The sequence below is a fragment of the Gordonia sp. NB41Y genome (assembly GCF_030718915.1).
Classification (GTDB): Bacteria; Actinomycetota; Actinomycetes; order Mycobacteriales; family Mycobacteriaceae; genus Gordonia; species Gordonia desulfuricans.
Map to the genome: position 1 here is coordinate 4315603 of NZ_CP132196.1, position 15512 is coordinate 4331114.

Below are 15512 nucleotides of genomic sequence, written 5' to 3' on the forward strand. Positions count from 1 at the left end.
GCGGATGGCGCGCCGGCTGCGGCTGCGTCGCGAGAACGAGCTGGTGTCGCTCACCCAGCTCTCCGCGCTCAACACCCTCTATCAGGAGGGTTCCATGTCACCGGGTGCCCTCGCCGCGGCCGAACGGGTCAAACCGCCGTCGATGACCCGGGTGATCGCCTCGCTCGCCGACCTCGGCATGATCAAACGCGAACCGCATCCCACCGACGGCAGGCAGGCGGTGGTCACGCTCGCCCCGCTCGGACAGCAGGTGATCTCCGCCGAACTCGCGGCCCGTAAGGCCTGGCTCAACGACCGGCTGGCCGAACTGAGCAGCAGGGACCGGGCCACCTTGTCGGCGGCGCTGCCGATCCTCGACGGGATCATCTCCGCAGAGGAATGAACCCGGCGGAATGAACCCGGCGGAATGAACCCCGCGGAATGAACCCGGGGGAGTGGACCCGACAGGCCGGGCCGCTCAGAAGAACGTGCCGGCAAACGGTGCGTGGGCGGTGGAGAACGCGCGGTCGAGCGCGTCGAGGGTGGCGTCGGAATCGGTCCACAGCCGGCCCGCCGCGGCGAATCCCCGCGCCGACAACCCGCCCAGGTAGATGCTCGAGAGCACCGAGACGTCCAGACGCACACTCGGCCGCTCCGACGACTCGGTGACCGTGGCGATCCCGTCGTCGGACACCGTCAGCGCGAAGACGCCGCCCTGTCCGGCGAATCGGTCCTCCACCCCGAGGACGACGTCGAGGCCACCGCGATACCGGCGGGCGGTCAGCGCCGTCGGGATGTCGAGGATCCGTACCCACATCTTGTCGTCGTGACCGGTCACCTCCACCGCACGCAGGTCGATCATCTTGGCCGGCAGCGGATCGTCGACGGGGATGGCGGCCCGCAGCGTCGGGATCAGGTCGAGTGACGCCAGCACCCGCCACAGTTCGGTGTGTGCGGCGTCGGTGACGGCGACCACTTCCTCGACCTCGGCGCGGACGGTGCCGTCGGCGACGTCCTTGATCACCCGGTAGCTCGCATAGCCGTCCTCGTGCAGCAGGTAGTGCAGGCCGCTGGCGGCCGGGGGACGCTCCGACGACCGGTCGGCGAGGATCGGGGTCCACCAGGATTCGGTGCGGGCCAGCGCACCCGGCCGGGTCGCCGTCCACCGGCGATGGATGTCGGGGATCGCCGCGGCCACCTCGTCGGCGTTCGCGAACCGGACCTGCGCCGCGGCCGGCGGTGCGGCACGCAGCTGTGCACCCGACGCGATCTGCACGGTGTGGGCGAAACAGGCCGGCCCGAAGCCGAACCGCTCGTAGATGGTGCCCTCGGAGGCGGTGAGGATCGCGAACGTCTGGTTCTCGGCGAGCCACTGGTCCCGCAGTTCGCTCAGCATCCGGCGCAGGATGCCGCGTCGACGATGGGTGGCGGCCACCGACACCCAGGACAGTCCCGCGGCGTCGGCCTGTGCGCCGCCCGGCAGGGTCATCGACATCCGGTAGAACATCGACACCCCGACCAGCGGTGCCGAGGGGAGGGACGGGTCGCGGACCACCACGACGTCGTCGTCGGCGACCTTGCGGCGTAGATCGTCACGCTCGTCGTCGGCGAGCGGGTTGCGCATCGCGAATGCCCGCGCATCGGCGGCGATGATGTCGTCCCAGTCGTCGTCGGTCGCCCGCGTCAGTGTCAGGTCGTCGATCACATCGATGTCACTCACCTGTCCACCGTGTCATATCGACCGGGAGTCGAGGCGTCTGGTGTGTCGTTTGGCAGACTGGGAGGCCGTGTCAGAAATCGTGTGCCCCGCCGCCCCGGAGATCCGACCGTTGCCGGTCCGCGTCGTCGACATCGACGATCCCGACGACGACAGGGTGGACGACTTCCGCGATCTGAACTCCGTCGATCGGCGCCCTGACCTGCCCGCATTGCCCGGCGGACGACGCGGCAAGGGGCTGGTGATCGCCGAGGGCGTGCTCGTCGCCCAGCGGATGATCGCCTCGCGGTTCACCCCGCACGCCTTTCTCGGCGTCGACCGTCGTCTGACCGAACTGTCGGCGGATGTGGTGATCGACGACACCGCGACGGTCCCGTTCTTCCGGGCGTCGGCGGAGGTGATGGCCGAGATCGTCGGCTTCCACCTCAACCGGGGCGTACTCGGGGTGGCCCGTCGGCCGCAGGTACTCACCGTCGACGAGGTGCTCGACGGCGCGCGGACGGTCGCCATCCTCGAAGGGGTCAACGACCACGAGAACATCGGCAGCATCTTCCGCAATGCCGCAGGTCTCGGCGTCGACGGCGTGCTCTTCGGTGCGGGCAGCGCCGATCCGCTCTACCGGCGCAGCGTGCGCGTGTCGATGGGTCACGCCCTGCTCGTGCCGTTCGCCATCGCGCCGGACTGGCCGCGCGACCTCGACCGCGTGCACGAGCACGGGTTCACCACGGTCTCGCTCACCCCGGATCCGTCGGCGGTGACGCTCGCGCAGGCCGTCGACGCCGAGAAGATCGCCTTCCTGGTCGGCGCCGAGGGCCCGGGCCTGACCGCGGCGACCATGCGTGCCACCCACGTCCGGGCCCGGATCCCGATGAGTCGCGGCACCGATTCACTCAATGTGGCAACGGCTGCCGCGGTGGCCTTCTACGAACGGGTCCGGTCGGGCACGATGTAACGGTGACCGCCACCCCGCCCTCGCCGCCCCCGACGACGCCCGGTGTCGCGACCTCCGGATGGGAGATCTATGTCCCGCAGGCCGAGCGGGTGGTGGTGGGGTCCACGCCGCTGGGGGACCTCGAACCGTGGCGGCATGCCGAACCCACACCGTGGTCGCTGGGTGTCCTGGTGACCGCCGTGAGTGTGATGTTCTGTGCGCTGACCCTGGTCGGGGTGTACACGCTGATCGGTGGGATCGTCCGCTGGGCCGGGCTGGTCGCGGTGCTGGTGGTGGCGCTCGCCGGGTCGTGGACCCTGTGGGAATTCCGGTTCCGACCGGTGTGGCGGTGGCTGGTCTGGGGTTCCCTGACCGGCCTGCTCGCCGGATTCGGTTCCGCCATAGCGCTTTTCGCGCTCGGTCAGTGATCGGCGGGCGAACCGTACCGGCTCAGCCCTCGCCGCCGAACCCGAAGTAGCGGGCGAGTCGTCCGCGTTTGCGGGGCTGCGCGGGTACCGTCTCGGCGTCGGGGATCGGTTCGCCGGGAACGGGTCCGGCGGCAGCGGCGGGGTCGGCGCCGGGAACCCGTTGCGGGACCTGGTCTCCCGGGCGTGCGCCTCGCGACGCCGCACGATAGCGGTCGTCGTCCTCGACGGTCGGCACGTAGTCGGCCGGATGGATCGCGTAACCGGTCACCGGGATGGCGGCCGGGTCGATGTCGGTGGGGGCCAGGGGATGGGTGAACCGGAATCCCAGCCACGCCCGGTTGGACTCCTCGGCCAGCTGCTGCGGGTGGAACGGCAGGGCCAGCGGGTCAGGACTCACCCCGGCGGCGTAGTGCAGCGGCTGCTCACCGGCCCAGAACGGGCGCTCGAACGGATAGGGGAGGCCCTGGTCGTCGAAGATGTCGACCGGGGTGGCCGAGAACGACCGCTTCAGCTCGCCGTTCTCCCACCGTGCGAAGGCACCGATCCCCGAATCCGGGTCGGTGTGCAGCAGGGTTGCCGCCGCGCTCTGCCGGATCGAGGCGACGGTGCGGGTCAGTTCCGCCGGCCGGACGGTGGCGAACAGCGAGCAGGAGACCACGCACAGCCGTCCGTAGTATCCGGCGTAGACGTGCGCGTCACCGGCGTTCATCGCCTCGGCGAGGGTGGTGTCGACCATCGGGAGCAGTACGTTGTCGCCGTAGATCGACGACGCCAGCCGCTGTGCGGCCGTGACGTCGTGTTCGACGCCCGCACGCAGCGATCCGACCGGATCGTCGGTGTCGATGAACCAGAGTGTGACAGCACGCGCCGACATCGTCCCCCTCAGCTGTTCGGGTGGCTACGGACACCCAGCAGTACATCCTCCCATGCCGGCACCGCGGGTTTGCGGCCCTTGCGCCGTCGGGCCGCGGCGACCGGCGCAGGCTTCGGTCCGTGCTGGTCGGAGCCGTCGTCGTCGTTCTCGTCGGCGGGGTCGTCGTGGTGATCGTCCTGCGGATCCCCACCCGGACGGTCCCGGCCCGGACGATCATCGTGTTCGGCCCGGCTCGGGTGGTCCGGCCGTACCCGCTCGTCGCCGGTCTCTACGGTGACCTCGACGTACTCGGCCTCGACGACCTCGAAATCCATGGCATAGGTGCCGTGCTCGTCGAACGGGGCGGGACGCGGGTCGTTCAGGGTGCGCTGGGCGCCGATGATCGAGTCGGCGTCGAAGGTGACGTGCTCCCGGCCGTCGTCGTCGACGTCGACATTCGGGTGCCGCGGCGACGCCTCGACGACCGGGGTCAACGCCGGCATCGCGACCGGCGACAACCGCCGTCGGGTCTCGATCAGCTCGGGATGGGTCATCTCCTCGGCCAGGTCGTCGAGGGGATCGGTGGTCCCGCCGTGCGAGCCGGGCTGGAACCGCCAGTGCGCGCGATGCTCGGTGTGTCCGAGATTCCAGGACACCTGCACCGCCCAGTGCCCGTCGTCGCCCTTCCACGCATCCCAGCTCGAATCGGCCGGGTTGACGCCGAAGGCGACCAGCGCCTCGGTGGTGGCGTCGGCGAGGGTCGACTCCGACGGCCCGTCGTGCCGGATCGGATGGGACAGGGCGGCGAGTTCGGCCGCGCGGGTGCGTTCGAGCAGCACCGGGTGGGCGAAGCGTTCGATCTTGTCGGTCCCGACACCGGCGATCGCGGCCACCTCGGCCACGGTCGCACCGGCGCGGATGCGTGCCTGGATCTCGCGGGGGCGCAGCGCGCTGGTCATCTCGATCTCGATCTGACCGAGTCGGGAGAGGTCACCGCGGGCGGCGGCGCGCAGGCGCTCGTCGGCGGGGACGGTGAACTTCTCACCCGACTCGGGATCCTGGAAGATGACCCGGGAGCCCTCGGCGTCGACGCCGACTACTCGAAGCTCGCGCATCTGCTCCTCCTCCGGTTGACCATGAGTGCGGGCATTGGGGCCAGGGTAGACCACAAACCGTCCTCTGGACGCCGGGACACGCGGCAAAGCCGCAGTTCAGCGCGGCCCGATCGCGGCGACCGATGTCTCAGAGGCGCTCGACGACGTAGTCGATGCAGGCGGTCAGCTTGCTGATGTCCTCCGGATCGATGGCCGGGAACATGCCGATGCGCAGCTGGTTACGGCCGAGCTTGCGGTACGGCTCGGTGTCGACCACACCGTTGGCGCGCAGGGTCTTGGCGACCGCTGCGGCGTCGACGTCGTCATCGAAGTCGATGGTGCCGACCACCTGGCTGCGCAGCGCCGGATCGGTGACGAACGGGGTGGCGAACTGCGACTTCTCGGCCCAGCTGTACAGGCGCGAGCTGGAGTCGGCGGTACGCGCGACACACCAGTCGAGGCCGCCGTTGGACAGCATCCACTGCACCTGGTTGTCGAGGAGCAGCAGGGTGGCCAGCGCCGGGGTGTTGTAGGTCTGGTTCTTGCGGCTGTTGTCGACGGCGGTCGGCAGCGACAGGAACTCGGGGCACCAGCGGTCGGTGTGGGCGATCTGGTCGATCCGCTCGAGGGCGGCCGGGCTCATCAGGGCCAGCCAGATACCGCCGTCGGCGGCGAAGCACTTCTGCGGTGCGAAGTAGTAGACGTCGGTGTCGGCGGCGTTCACGGCCAGGCCGCCGGCACCGGAGGTGGCGTCGATCGCGATCAGCGCGTCGTCGGAGCCGTCGGGGCGGACGACGGGCACGGCCACACCGGTCGAGGTCTCGTTGTGGGCCCAGCCGATCAGGTCGACGCCGCCGAAGTCGTCGGCGGTCAGGGCGGCCGGGTCGGGGGCGGTGCCCGGATCGGTGGAGATCACCGCGGGCGAGTCCAGGAACGGGGCCTTCTTGGCGACGGTGGCGAACTTCGACGAGAACTCGCCGTAGGTCAGGTGCAGCGAACGGCGGTTGATCAGGCCGAAGGCGGCGGCGTCCCAGAACGCGGTGGTACCGCCGTTGGACAGGATCACCTCGTAGCCCTCGGGCAGCGAGAACAGCTGGGACAGGCCCTCACGGACCGAGCCCACGACGTTCTTGACCGGGGCCTGTCGGTGGCTGGTGCCGAACACCGAGGCGCCGGTGTCGACGAGGGCCTGCAGCTGCTCGGGGCGAACCTTCGACGGGCCGCAGCCGAAACGGCCATCGGCGGGCAGCAGGTCGGCGGGGATGGTGATCGGTGCGGTGGCGGCGTCGCTCATGGGGGCAATTCTAGGGATGTGCGCCCGGACACAGGGTTACCACCCTGCACCAACGCGTCCGCACCAGCGGATTCGACCTGGTCGGTCAGGGTCGATCCCCGCCGAGCGGACACCTCGACCCGCCCCTCGGGTGCGGTCGGCGGCCGGGCATTCACCGTCCGCTGCCGGCGAGTTCGACGCCGGCCGCCCAGCCCGGGGCCCGGCACCCGCCGGGTGGGCCGATCGGGTCCATTTCGAGTCCGGCCATCGTCAGCATCCAGGCCACCGCCGAATTGGAGTTCCACATCTCGGTGGTGCCCGGTGCGCGCCGGCCCCAGGTGAGTTCGGGGACCAGCGCGGTGTACTCGACGACGCGGCGCGAGCGTGCGGGGTCGTCGGTGATCACCCGGCTCTGGACGGCGTATGCCGCATCCGGGATGTCCCCGTCCGGCCGGCAGCGGATCTCGTAGCGGAAGAACCGGGACATGCCGAGGGGACCGAGCCCCACCGGTCCGGTGCGCCGCACGCCGCGGTCACCGGCCGGGACACCCCACGCCGGTGCCATCTCCACCGCGTACCGCCGCGCGTCCACGCCGACGATCAGGGCGGCGTGGACGAGTCGCCGGGGCCGGCGCCGGGCGGTGCCGGCGCAGATCGCCTCGTAGACGCGGCCACACACCGGGACCACCCGGCCGCCCGCGCCCAGCGGAATCCACTGCAGGGTGACGCTCACCTGACCACGATAGGACCCGGGCGCGCATCGCGCCGGGGTGTGATCGGGCGGGGTGTGATCGGGCCGGGTGCGATCGGGCCGGGCCGATCGGCAGACCCACGGGTCGGGGCGGGTCTAGCCTCGGGGTATGCCCATGACCGGGGATGTGGTGATCGATATCCGGGGTCTGCGCAAGACCTTCGGGCGTTTTGTCGCACTCGACGGACTCGACCTGACGGTCCGGGCCGGGGAGACGGCGGGCTTTCTCGGGCCGAATGGTTCCGGGAAGTCGACCACCATCCGAATCCTGTTGGGCCTGTACCGGTCCGACGCCGGAACGGTCCGGATTCTCGACGCCGACCCGTTCGCCGATGCCGTCGCGGTGCATCGTCGGCTCGCCTATGTGCCGGGCGATGTGAGTCTCTGGCCGCAGCTGACCGGCGGCGAGTGCATCGACCTGCTGCTCGACATGCGGGGCGTGGGTGACCGATCCCGTTCCCGCCGTGCCGAACTCGTCGAGCGATTCGAGCTCGATCCCACCAAGAAGACCTCGTCGTACTCCAAGGGCAATCGTCAGAAGGTGGCGCTGGTGGCGGCCTTGAGCGCCGACACCGAACTGCTCGTCCTCGACGAACCCACCGCCGGACTCGACCCGCTGATGACGCGGGTGTTCGCCGACTGTGTGCGTGAACGCGCCGCCGCCGGCACCGCCGTGCTCATGTCCAGCCACATCCTGTCCGAGGTGGAGGAGCTGTGCGATTCGGTCACCATCATCCGCGCCGGACGGACGGTGCAGGCGGGAACCCTTGCCCGGCTGCGGCATCTGCGACGATCCCGGGTCACCGCCCTGGTGCTCGGCGATCCCGGGTCACTCGCCGGCATCGACGGCGTCCACGACCTCGAGGTGGGTACCCCGGCCGAGCACGGCACGCCGGTCACCTTCACCGTGGACGCCGCCGCGCTCGGTGCGGTGACCGGGGCGCTGGCCCGCGCGGGTGTGGGTGATCTGTCGGTGGAACCGCCGACGTTGGAAGAGCTGTTCCTGCATGCCTATTCCGACGGTGTGGGGTCCTCGGCGACTCCGTCGGCGGGTGCGTGATGAGGGATCTGTTCACGCACACCGGACTCCTGGTGCGTCTGGTCGCGCGTCGGGAACGCATCACCATCCCGGTCACCGTGATCGTCTTCGTCGTGATCAACGCGGCCACCGCGGCGTCGATCGCCGCGTCCTACGGGGATGCGGACAAGCGGCGGATGTTGCTCGCCGGACCCGGCTCCAATGCCGCCTTCCGGTTCCTGCTCGGTCCGGTGGACGGCGCCGATTCCACTGCGGCACTGGCAGTATGGCGTGCCGGACTGTTCATGGTCACGGCGCTCGCGGTGGTCGCCGCGCTCACCGTGGTGCGCCACACCCGCAAAGAGGAGGAACTCGGCCGTGGGGAACTGATCCGGTCGGCGGTGACCGGTCCGCTGGCCGGCCCGGCCGCGGCCACCGTGGTCACCGCCGTCCTGTGCGCCGTGGTGGCCGTCGGCATGGCGGCGGTACTGCTGCCGCTCGACGGCGGTACCGAACCGATCCCGCTGTTCGCGGTGTTCTGCCAGTACGCGTGCACGGGTCTCGCCGCGGCCGGGGTCGCATTGCTCGCCGCGCAGGTGGCCACCACCGCGCATATCGCCAATCGTCTTGCCGCGGTGGTGATCTTGTCGGGGTATCTGCTGCGCGGCGTCGCCGACACCGTTGACGGATGGGGGTGGCTCCGGTGGGTGACGCCGATCGGCTGGGCCGAGATGATCGAACCCTACGGGGCGAACGATCTGCTGCCGGCACTCGCCTGCCTGGTGCTCTTCGTGGTCTGTGCGGGTGCCGCGGGATGGGTTGCCCTGCACCGGGACCTGGGTGCGGGCATCCTCACCCCGCGCCCCGGGCCCGCCCATGCCGGGCATCTGGGTTCGATCGGTGCCATCGCGATCCGGTTACACGCCCCGGTCCTGGCCTCCTGGGTGGTCGGGATCGGCGCCTACGCCCTGATCATCGGCTTCATCCAGCCGTCGGTGGCCCAACTCGCCGCCGGCAACGCCCAGGTCACCGAGATGCTGCGGCAGTCCGGGGCGGCGGCCACCCTCACCGATCTGTTCGTGTTCACCATGCTCTCGCTGCTGGCGGTCGCCGCGTGCGGGTGGTCGGTGAACCTCGCCGAGCGGGTGCGGGCCGAGGAGGCGGCCGGCCGGACCGAGGTGTTGTTGACGACGCCGTTGGGCCGCACCCGATTCCACGTCGCCCAGCTCGGCTTGGTGGTTGCCGGATCGATCGCCCTGCCGCTGGTCGCCGCGTCGGCGATGACACTGGGCAACGGGATCGCCGGGGGCGGCTGGGCCCGCCCGGCCGGCCATGCGTTCGCGGCCGCGTCCGCGCAGATCCCGGCGGTGCTGGTGATCGCATCCGCCGCGGTGCTGCTGTACGCGATCCGGCCGGGGCTCACCCATCTCGGATGGGGGCTGGTGATCGCGGCCCTGTTCCTCGGGCCGCTGGCCGGGATGTTCGATCTGCCGCAGTGGGCGAGGGATCTGTCACCGTTCGGTCACACGCCGGTGGTGCCGATCGAACCGATGCGCTGGTTGCCGCTGATCGTCTGTACGGCGATCGCGGTGGCCCTCGTCGCGGCCGGCTGCCGGTGCTGGGCCGGCCGCGACGTGGGCTGATCGTCGGATCAGGAGAAGACGCGGTCCTTGGCCTCGACGGCCTTGTCCTTGGCGTCGAGACCCAGCTTGGCCACGACGGCGGCGCGGGCCGCCGGATCGAGCTGATCGATGGTGTCCTCGATCTTCGCGGTGGTGGCGTCGACGATGGTCTTCTCACGTCGGAGGATCACCGTGAGTGCCACGAGAGCCCCGAGGCCGAGCACGATGAGAGCGATCTTCACATTCTTCGACATCGACGGATATCCCTTCGGTTTCGGTCGTCACGTCGGTCGTGACCCACCCTCCAGCATGCCCGGCGGCGGGCGTCTGTGGGGACAGGCGCGGCCGAACGTCACAAACCGGGCTTCACCACGTCACCCCAACCGTCGACGTCCTCCGGTCGGCGGGGTGCGGCACCGGTGTAGGCGGCGGCCGGGCGGACCAGCTTGCCCAGTCGCTTCTGCTCGAGGATGTGGGCACACCAGCCGGCGGTGCGGCCGCAGGTGAACATCGCGGGCATCATGTGCGTGGGCACCCCGGCGAAGTCGAGGATCACCGCGGCCCAGAACTCGACATTGGTCTCGATCGCCCGATCGGGACGACGTTCGCGCAGCTCGTTCAGGGCGGCGAGCTCCAGCGCCGCGGCCACCTCGTAGCGCGGCACCCCGAGGTGCTGGGCGGTACGGCGCAACACCCGGGCCCGCGGATCCTCGGCCCGGTACACGCGATGGCCGAAGCCCATCAGCTTCTCCTTGCGGTCGAGGATGCCCTTGACCAGCGCACGTGCGTCGCCGGTGCGCTCGACCTCCTCGATCATCGGCAGCACGCGGGCCGGTGCACCACCGTGCAGCGGCCCCGACATCGCGCCGATCGCCCCCGACAGGGCGGCGGCCACGTCGGCGCCGGTGGAGGCGATCACCCGCGCGGTGAAGGTGGAGGCATTCAGGCCGTGCTCGGCGGCACTGACCCAGTAGGCGTCGATCGCCTCGATGTGCCGGGGGTCGGGGTCACCCTGCCATCGGGTCATGAAACGTGCTGTCACGGTAGGACACTCGTCGATGATCCGCTGCGGCACGGCGGGCTGGTGGATGCCGCGGGCCGACTGTGCGACATAGGACAGCGCCATCACCGACGCGCGGGCGAGGTTGGCGCGGGCGGTCGCGTCGTCGATGTCGAGCAGCGGCTGATATCCCCAGATCGGGGCCAGCATCGCGAGGGCGGCCTGCACGTCGACGCGGACGTCGCCGGTGTGGATGGGCAGCGGGAACGGTTCGGCCGGCGGCAGCCCGTCACCGAACCGGCCGTCGACGAGCAGTGCCCACACATCGGCAAAGGTCACCTTGTTCTCGACGAGGTCCTCGATGTCGACGCCGCGATACCGCAGGTTGCCGCCGTTCTTGTCGGGCTCGGCGATCTCGGTGGTGAAGGCCACCACCCCCTCGAGGCCGGGGACGAAATCGTCGGGGACCTTCACCGCCATGGCGGGACCACCTCTCTCCACGACGTCGTGGGAAGTTGTGTGATGCCGGGCTGTGGCATCTCACCAGCACTTTAGGTCAGCGAACCCGGGGTGGCACACCGGGGAGCCGACCGTCGGCCGCGGGAGTAGGTTCTACAGGGGTGAGCGACACACCGATTCCACCGGCGACCCCGATCCCGCCGATCGATCTGCCCAACATGCGGGTGGGATACGGCGGCGGCATCCCGCCGAATGTCGGCGACGGCGATCGGGCGGCGGGCGCCGACGGTGTCCGCGACAATCTCGATCCGAGCTGGCTGCGCGGCGACCCACCGTGGCTCGACCTGTTCGGGGTGTGGCTGCGCGAGGCCGTCGAGGCCCGGATTCCCGAACCCAATGCGATGGTCCTGGGCACCGTCGACCCCAACGGCGTACCCAACACCCGCACCGTGCTGTGCAAGGGTGCCGACGCGTCGGGTGTGGTGTTCTTCACCGGCTACGACTCCGACAAGGGCATCGATCTGGCCGCCAATCCGGTGGCCTCGGTGACCTTTCCATGGATCGCACTGGAACGGCAGGTGCATTTCCGGGGTGCTGTGGTGCCGGTGAGCCCGGAGGACACCGAGGCCTACTGGCGGATGCGTCCGCGCGGCTCGCAGTTGTCGGCGCTGGCCTCGGATCAGTCCCGGCCGATCGGCAGCCGGCACGAACTCGAGGCCAAGGCCGCCGACATCGCCGCCCGGCACGGCGGGCTCGACGGCGACGACCCGATCCCGGTCCCGGCCGACTGGGGCGGTTACCGGCTGGAGCCGGCCCGGGTGGAGTTCTGGCAGGGCCGGGCCAACCGCTTGCACAACCGTGTCCGGCTGTCGCTGATCGACGGGGTCTGGCAGGCCGCACGGCTGCAGCCGTGACGTCGCGGTGACCGGCCGGGCCCGGACGGAGCGGTGGCCGGGCCCTCGATAGAGTGGTGTCGGTGCGCCGATTGCTTGCCGATACCACTTCACTGCAGAATCCGTTCTTCCGGCGGCTGTGGACGGCGAACATCGTCACCGTCATCGGTGCACAGCTCACCGTCGTCGCCGTCCCGGCCCAGATCTACGAGATCACCGGCAGTTCGGCGTATGTCGGACTGACCGGCGTCTTCGGTCTGGTCCCGCTGGTGGTCTTCGGTCTGTGGGGCGGTGCGCTCGCCGACGTCCTCGACCGGCGGCTCATCCTGGTGTGCACCACCATCGGACTGATCGTCTGCAGCGGCCTGTTCTGGATGCAGGCGGCGCTCGACCTGCAGAACGTCTGGCTGATATTGGCGTTGTTCGCCGTCCAGCAGGGATTCTTCGCGGTCAACCAACCCACCCGGACCGCGGTGCTGCCGCGGTTGCTGCCCGAACACCAACTGCCCGCGGCGCTGAGCCTCAACATGACGGTGATGCAGGCCGGGGCCATCGCCGGGCCGCTGATCGGCGGCGCACTCATCCCGGTCCTCGGGTATTCGATCCTGTACTTCCTCGACACCCTGCTGCTGATCCCGACACTGTGGGCGGTGATCCGGTTGCCGAAGCTGCCGCCGGACAGCGCCGCCGCACCCAAGGTGGCCGGGCTACGGTCGGTGCTCGAGGGCCTGCGCTACCTGGCCGGACACAAGATCCTGATGGCGTCGTTCCTGGTCGATCTCATCGCGATGATCTTCGGTATGCCCCGTGCGCTGTTCCCGCAGATGGCGCACGAGAATTTCGGCGGCCCGGCCGGCGGCGGTCTGGCCTTCGCCCTGCTGTTCGTCGCCATCTCCGCCGGTGCGGTGTTCGGTGGCGTCTTCTCCGGCTGGGTGACCCGGGTCGAGCGGCAGGGGCTGGCGGTGATCGTGTGCATCCTGATCTGGGGTGCGGCGATCACCGCGGCCGGTGTCGCGGTGGCCTTCGCCGGCGGGTCGGCGATGCCGATCCTGCCGGTGGTGCTGGTGCTGCTGATGATCGGTGGCGCCGCCGACATGGCGTCGGCGGCGTTCCGGCAGACCATCCTGCTCGCCGCGGCCAACGACGAGGTGCGCGGTCGGCTGCAGGGCGTGTTCATCGTGGTGGTCGCCGGCGGACCGCGGATCGCCGACGTCGCCCACGGTGCGGCCGCGGCCACCGCGGGCGTGGCGCTGACCACCGCACTCGGCGGTGTCGGGGTGATCATCGGGACCATCGTTGCGGCACTGGCCATCCCGGCCTTCGTGGCCTACCGCGTGAACCGTCCGGGACAGGCCCTCACCGATGTCGGATAGCGTGTGATCAGCGAGTTCTCCGATTCGATGTCACCATGGACGCCATGACTGCCCCCGTCCACCCCGTGGAATCCTTTCACGTACCGGCCATCGACATCACCCCGTATGTCGCCGGGGGTGATCCCGCCCAGCGGGCCGTGGTCGCCGCGCAGATCGACGACGCGGCGAGTTCGCTCGGATTCATGCAGATCCTCGGCCACCAGATCCCGTCGGTGGTGATCGAGGAGTTCACCGCGGTGATGGACGACTTCTTCGCCCTGCCGCTCGAGGAGAAGAAGGCCTACCGCACCCCGGCCGAGATCAACCGCGGCTATGCGCCCCCGAAATCGGAGTCGCTGTCGCTGAGTCTCGGGATCGAGTCGGCCGACCGGATGAACGACTTCTTCGAGGCGTACAACGTCGGCGTCGAGGCCGGGGAGTACCCCGACCTGGAACTGCCCGCCGACCACTACGCCGACAACACCTGGCCGGCGGTCGAGCACTTCGAGGCGGCGGTGTCGACGTACTTCGTCGAGGCCCGGCGGGTGGCGCATACGCTCACCCGGATCTTCGCCGACGCGCTCGACCTGCCGCCGGACTTCTTCGACGGCTACACCGATCACTCCCTCGACGTGCTGCGGATGAACAACTACGCCCTGCCCCCGGGAGAGATCGACCTGGACGGTGAGCTCACCGGCATGGGGGAGCACACCGACTACGGGATCGTCACCGTGCTGTGGGCCGACCAGGTGAGGGGGCTGCAGGTGCTCGACCACCACGGCACCTGGCACGACGTCGCCCCCGAGGACGGTGCGCTGCTGATCAACCTCGGCGACCTGATGGCCCGCTGGACCAACGAACGGTGGATGTCCACGCTGCACCGGGTCAAGCCGCCGATCGTCGACGGCAGCATCGAACGTCGCCGTTCGGCGGCCTACTTCCACGACGGCAACATCGACGCCACCATCTCCACGTTGCCGAGCTGTGTCGGCGCCGGGAGCCGCTACTCGCCGATCACCGTCGGCGAGCACATCGGCGCCAAGCTTGCGGGTTCGCGTGCCGGGCAACCGAATCCGTATGCCCGCCGTGAAGCTGCGCGTGTTCGCCAGGCGATGCAGCGACGGCGGTAGCGGTCAGACCCTCCACACTTCGGCAGACACTCCGGGCAAAACGCGGAGCGTGTGCGTCAGTGTGGAGGGTCTGCCTACCGCGACGCCGGGCCGAACAGTCGGGCGGCGTTGCCGTAGAACACCCCACGCAGCCAGTCGTCCCCGAGATCGAGGCGCACGATCGCCTCGAGGGCATGGGTGTAGGTGTAGGGGATGTTGGGGAAGTCGCTGCCGAACAGGATCTTCGGCCCCGCATCACGGAGCCGGGGCCGGAGTTCGGGCGGATACGGCGCGGACTCCTCGGAGAAGTCGGTGAACGACATCGTCGTGTCGAGGTGCACGTGCTCGTAACGTTCGGCGAGGGTGAGGAACTCGTCGTACTCCGGGGTGCCCATGTGCGCGATGATCAGCGGCAGCGACGGAAAACGCTTGAGCAGTTTGATGATCGGGACGGGCCCGGTGTAGGTGCCCGGCGCCGGGCCGGAGCCGCAGTGGATGATCACCGGCACCTGCGCGTCGGCGAGCTGCGACCACACGCCGTCGAGCAGCGGGTCGAGTGCCGAGTAGTCACCGACCTGGATGTGACACTTGAACACTCGTGCACCGGCCTCGATCGCGGCGGCGACGTAGCCCGGTGCCGACTCCTCGGGATAGAACGTGGCGGTGTGCAGGCAGTCGGGATGGTGGGCGGCGAAATCGGTGGCCCATCCGTTCAGCCACTCGGCCATGTCGGGTTTGTGGGGATAGACCAGCGACGAGTAGGCGCGCACCCCGAACGACTGCAGCGCCGCCGCCCGCACGTCCTCGTCGGCGCGATAGGTGATCGGCCACTCGCGGCCGAGCAGCGGGCCGGCCGAGTCGAAGTAGGCCCACACCTTGTCCATCACCGACCGCGGCATGAAGTGCGTGTGGACGTCGATCAGCCCCGGTAGTCCGAGGGGCTCCCAGACGGCCCGGACGTGACTGGCCTCCAGCTCGCTGAACGGGGTGGCGGCCTCCTGGTGGCCGGGAACAGCACTGTCCATGTGGCCGA

At 69.9% G+C, this 15512-nt stretch carries 16 protein-coding genes; 8 read left to right on the top strand and 8 right to left on the bottom strand.

The window, feature by feature from the left end:
• Window positions 1-4: 4 nt before the first annotated feature.
• The gene (locus Q9K23_RS18735; protein WP_152972651.1) at window positions 5-382 is read left to right on the top strand and encodes a MarR family transcriptional regulator; all 378 of its coding nucleotides are present in this window, start codon (window positions 5-7) and stop codon (window positions 380-382) included.
• Between the two features lie 75 nt (window positions 383-457).
• Here the strand turns inward: Q9K23_RS18735 and Q9K23_RS18740 are convergent, their stop codons facing one another.
• Window positions 458-1699, bottom strand: a complete 1242-nt coding sequence (locus Q9K23_RS18740) for a GNAT family N-acetyltransferase (RefSeq protein ID WP_053776640.1) — start codon at window positions 1697-1699, stop codon at window positions 458-460.
• A 67-nt stretch (window positions 1700-1766) separates the two neighbouring features.
• On the opposite strand from Q9K23_RS18740, the gene Q9K23_RS18745 reads away from it, so the two are divergent.
• Together Q9K23_RS18745 and Q9K23_RS18750 are read left to right on the top strand one after the other, a co-directional pair.
• On the top strand, window positions 1767-2648 hold the full coding sequence (locus tag Q9K23_RS18745; RefSeq protein WP_261977757.1) for an RNA methyltransferase: 882 nt from the start codon (window positions 1767-1769) through the stop codon (window positions 2646-2648).
• A 2-nt stretch (window positions 2649-2650) separates the two neighbouring features.
• Window positions 2651-3055: a DUF2537 domain-containing protein gene (locus Q9K23_RS18750; protein ID WP_082365760.1), complete on the top strand. Its 405-nt coding sequence runs from the start codon at window positions 2651-2653 to the stop codon at window positions 3053-3055.
• Between the two features lie 22 nt (window positions 3056-3077).
• Here Q9K23_RS18750 and Q9K23_RS18755 read toward each other — a convergent pair whose 3' ends face one another.
• From Q9K23_RS18755 to Q9K23_RS18770, 4 genes are all read right to left on the bottom strand, one after another.
• Window positions 3078-3929 carry a hypothetical protein gene (locus Q9K23_RS18755; RefSeq protein WP_053776641.1) on the bottom strand — a complete coding sequence of 284 codons (852 nt, stop codon included), beginning with the start codon at window positions 3927-3929 and terminating at the stop codon, window positions 3078-3080.
• A gap of 8 nt (window positions 3930-3937) precedes the next feature.
• The gene (sepH, locus tag Q9K23_RS18760) at window positions 3938-5023 is read right to left on the bottom strand and encodes a septation protein SepH (RefSeq protein WP_053776642.1); all 1086 of its coding nucleotides are present in this window, start codon (window positions 5021-5023) and stop codon (window positions 3938-3940) included.
• Between the two features lie 127 nt (window positions 5024-5150).
• Window positions 5151-6296, bottom strand: coding sequence for a phosphoserine transaminase (gene serC / locus Q9K23_RS18765; protein WP_053776643.1), 1146 nt, complete (start codon window positions 6294-6296; stop codon window positions 5151-5153).
• A gap of 151 nt (window positions 6297-6447) precedes the next feature.
• Window positions 6448-7008, bottom strand: coding sequence for a hypothetical protein (locus Q9K23_RS18770; RefSeq protein WP_053776644.1), 561 nt, complete (start codon window positions 7006-7008; stop codon window positions 6448-6450).
• A gap of 133 nt (window positions 7009-7141) precedes the next feature.
• Between Q9K23_RS18770 and Q9K23_RS18775 the strand changes: the two genes are divergently transcribed.
• Window positions 7142-8086 carry an ABC transporter ATP-binding protein gene (locus Q9K23_RS18775; RefSeq protein WP_020793411.1) on the top strand — a complete coding sequence of 315 codons (945 nt, stop codon included), beginning with the start codon at window positions 7142-7144 and terminating at the stop codon, window positions 8084-8086.
• Window positions 8086-9687, top strand: coding sequence for an ABC transporter permease (locus Q9K23_RS18780; RefSeq protein WP_305950236.1), 1602 nt, complete (start codon window positions 8086-8088; stop codon window positions 9685-9687). Before Q9K23_RS18775 ends, Q9K23_RS18780 begins: the two co-directional genes overlap by 1 nt.
• An 8-nt stretch (window positions 9688-9695) precedes the next feature.
• On the opposite strand, the gene Q9K23_RS18785 is transcribed toward Q9K23_RS18780, so the two are convergent.
• Window positions 9696-9920, bottom strand: coding sequence for a hypothetical protein (locus tag Q9K23_RS18785; protein WP_020794014.1), 225 nt, complete (start codon window positions 9918-9920; stop codon window positions 9696-9698).
• Window positions 9921-10018: 98 nt separating this feature from the next.
• Complete coding sequence (locus Q9K23_RS18790) at window positions 10019-11146, bottom strand: citrate synthase 2 (RefSeq protein WP_020794013.1); 1128 nt, start codon at window positions 11144-11146, stop codon at window positions 10019-10021.
• 197 nt (window positions 11147-11343) lie between these two features.
• Here Q9K23_RS18790 and pdxH point away from each other — a divergent pair, with 197 nt between their 5' ends.
• The 3 genes from pdxH (at window position 11344) to Q9K23_RS18805 (ending at window position 14500) form a co-directional block, all read left to right on the top strand.
• Complete coding sequence (pdxH, locus tag Q9K23_RS18795) at window positions 11344-12039, top strand: pyridoxamine 5'-phosphate oxidase (protein ID WP_053776657.1); 696 nt, start codon at window positions 11344-11346, stop codon at window positions 12037-12039.
• Window positions 12040-12101: 62 nt separating this feature from the next.
• Window positions 12102-13391, top strand: a complete 1290-nt coding sequence (locus Q9K23_RS18800; protein WP_053776658.1) for an MFS transporter — start codon at window positions 12102-12104, stop codon at window positions 13389-13391.
• A gap of 35 nt (window positions 13392-13426) precedes the next feature.
• On the top strand, window positions 13427-14500 hold the full coding sequence (locus tag Q9K23_RS18805; protein ID WP_053776646.1) for a 2-oxoglutarate and iron-dependent oxygenase domain-containing protein: 1074 nt from the start codon (window positions 13427-13429) through the stop codon (window positions 14498-14500).
• Between the two features lie 74 nt (window positions 14501-14574).
• On the opposite strand, the gene Q9K23_RS18810 is transcribed toward Q9K23_RS18805, so the two are convergent.
• The gene (locus Q9K23_RS18810) at window positions 14575-15504 is read right to left on the bottom strand and encodes an amidohydrolase family protein (RefSeq protein WP_053776647.1); all 930 of its coding nucleotides are present in this window, start codon (window positions 15502-15504) and stop codon (window positions 14575-14577) included.
• Window positions 15505-15512 lie beyond the last annotated feature (8 nt).

What these genes read in the sequence shown, in the direction of transcription:
- Q9K23_RS18805 (WP_053776646.1), top strand. Translation starts at nt 13,427, where the DNA reads ATGGACGCCATGACTGCCCCCGTCCACCCCGTGGAATCCTTTCACGTA.
- Q9K23_RS18775 (WP_020793411.1), top strand. Translation starts at nt 7,142, where the DNA reads ATGACCGGGGATGTGGTGATCGATATCCGGGGTCTGCGCAAGACCTTC.
- Q9K23_RS18790 (WP_020794013.1), bottom strand. Translation starts at nt 11,146, where the DNA reads ATGGCGGTGAAGGTCCCCGACGATTTCGTCCCCGGCCTCGAGGGGGTG.
- Q9K23_RS18785 (WP_020794014.1), bottom strand. Translation starts at nt 9,920, where the DNA reads ATGTCGAAGAATGTGAAGATCGCTCTCATCGTGCTCGGCCTCGGGGCT.
- Q9K23_RS18780 (WP_305950236.1), top strand. Translation starts at nt 8,086, where the DNA reads ATGAGGGATCTGTTCACGCACACCGGACTCCTGGTGCGTCTGGTCGCG.
- pdxH (WP_053776657.1), top strand. Translation starts at nt 11,344, where the DNA reads ATGCGGGTGGGATACGGCGGCGGCATCCCGCCGAATGTCGGCGACGGC.
- Q9K23_RS18810 (WP_053776647.1), bottom strand. Translation starts at nt 15,504, where the DNA reads ATGGACAGTGCTGTTCCCGGCCACCAGGAGGCCGCCACCCCGTTCAGC.
- serC (WP_053776643.1), bottom strand. Translation starts at nt 6,296, where the DNA reads ATGAGCGACGCCGCCACCGCACCGATCACCATCCCCGCCGACCTGCTG.
- sepH (WP_053776642.1), bottom strand. Translation starts at nt 5,023, where the DNA reads ATGCGCGAGCTTCGAGTAGTCGGCGTCGACGCCGAGGGCTCCCGGGTC.
- Q9K23_RS18735 (WP_152972651.1), top strand. Translation starts at nt 5, where the DNA reads ATGGCGCGCCGGCTGCGGCTGCGTCGCGAGAACGAGCTGGTGTCGCTC.
- Q9K23_RS18755 (WP_053776641.1), bottom strand. Translation starts at nt 3,929, where the DNA reads ATGTCGGCGCGTGCTGTCACACTCTGGTTCATCGACACCGACGATCCG.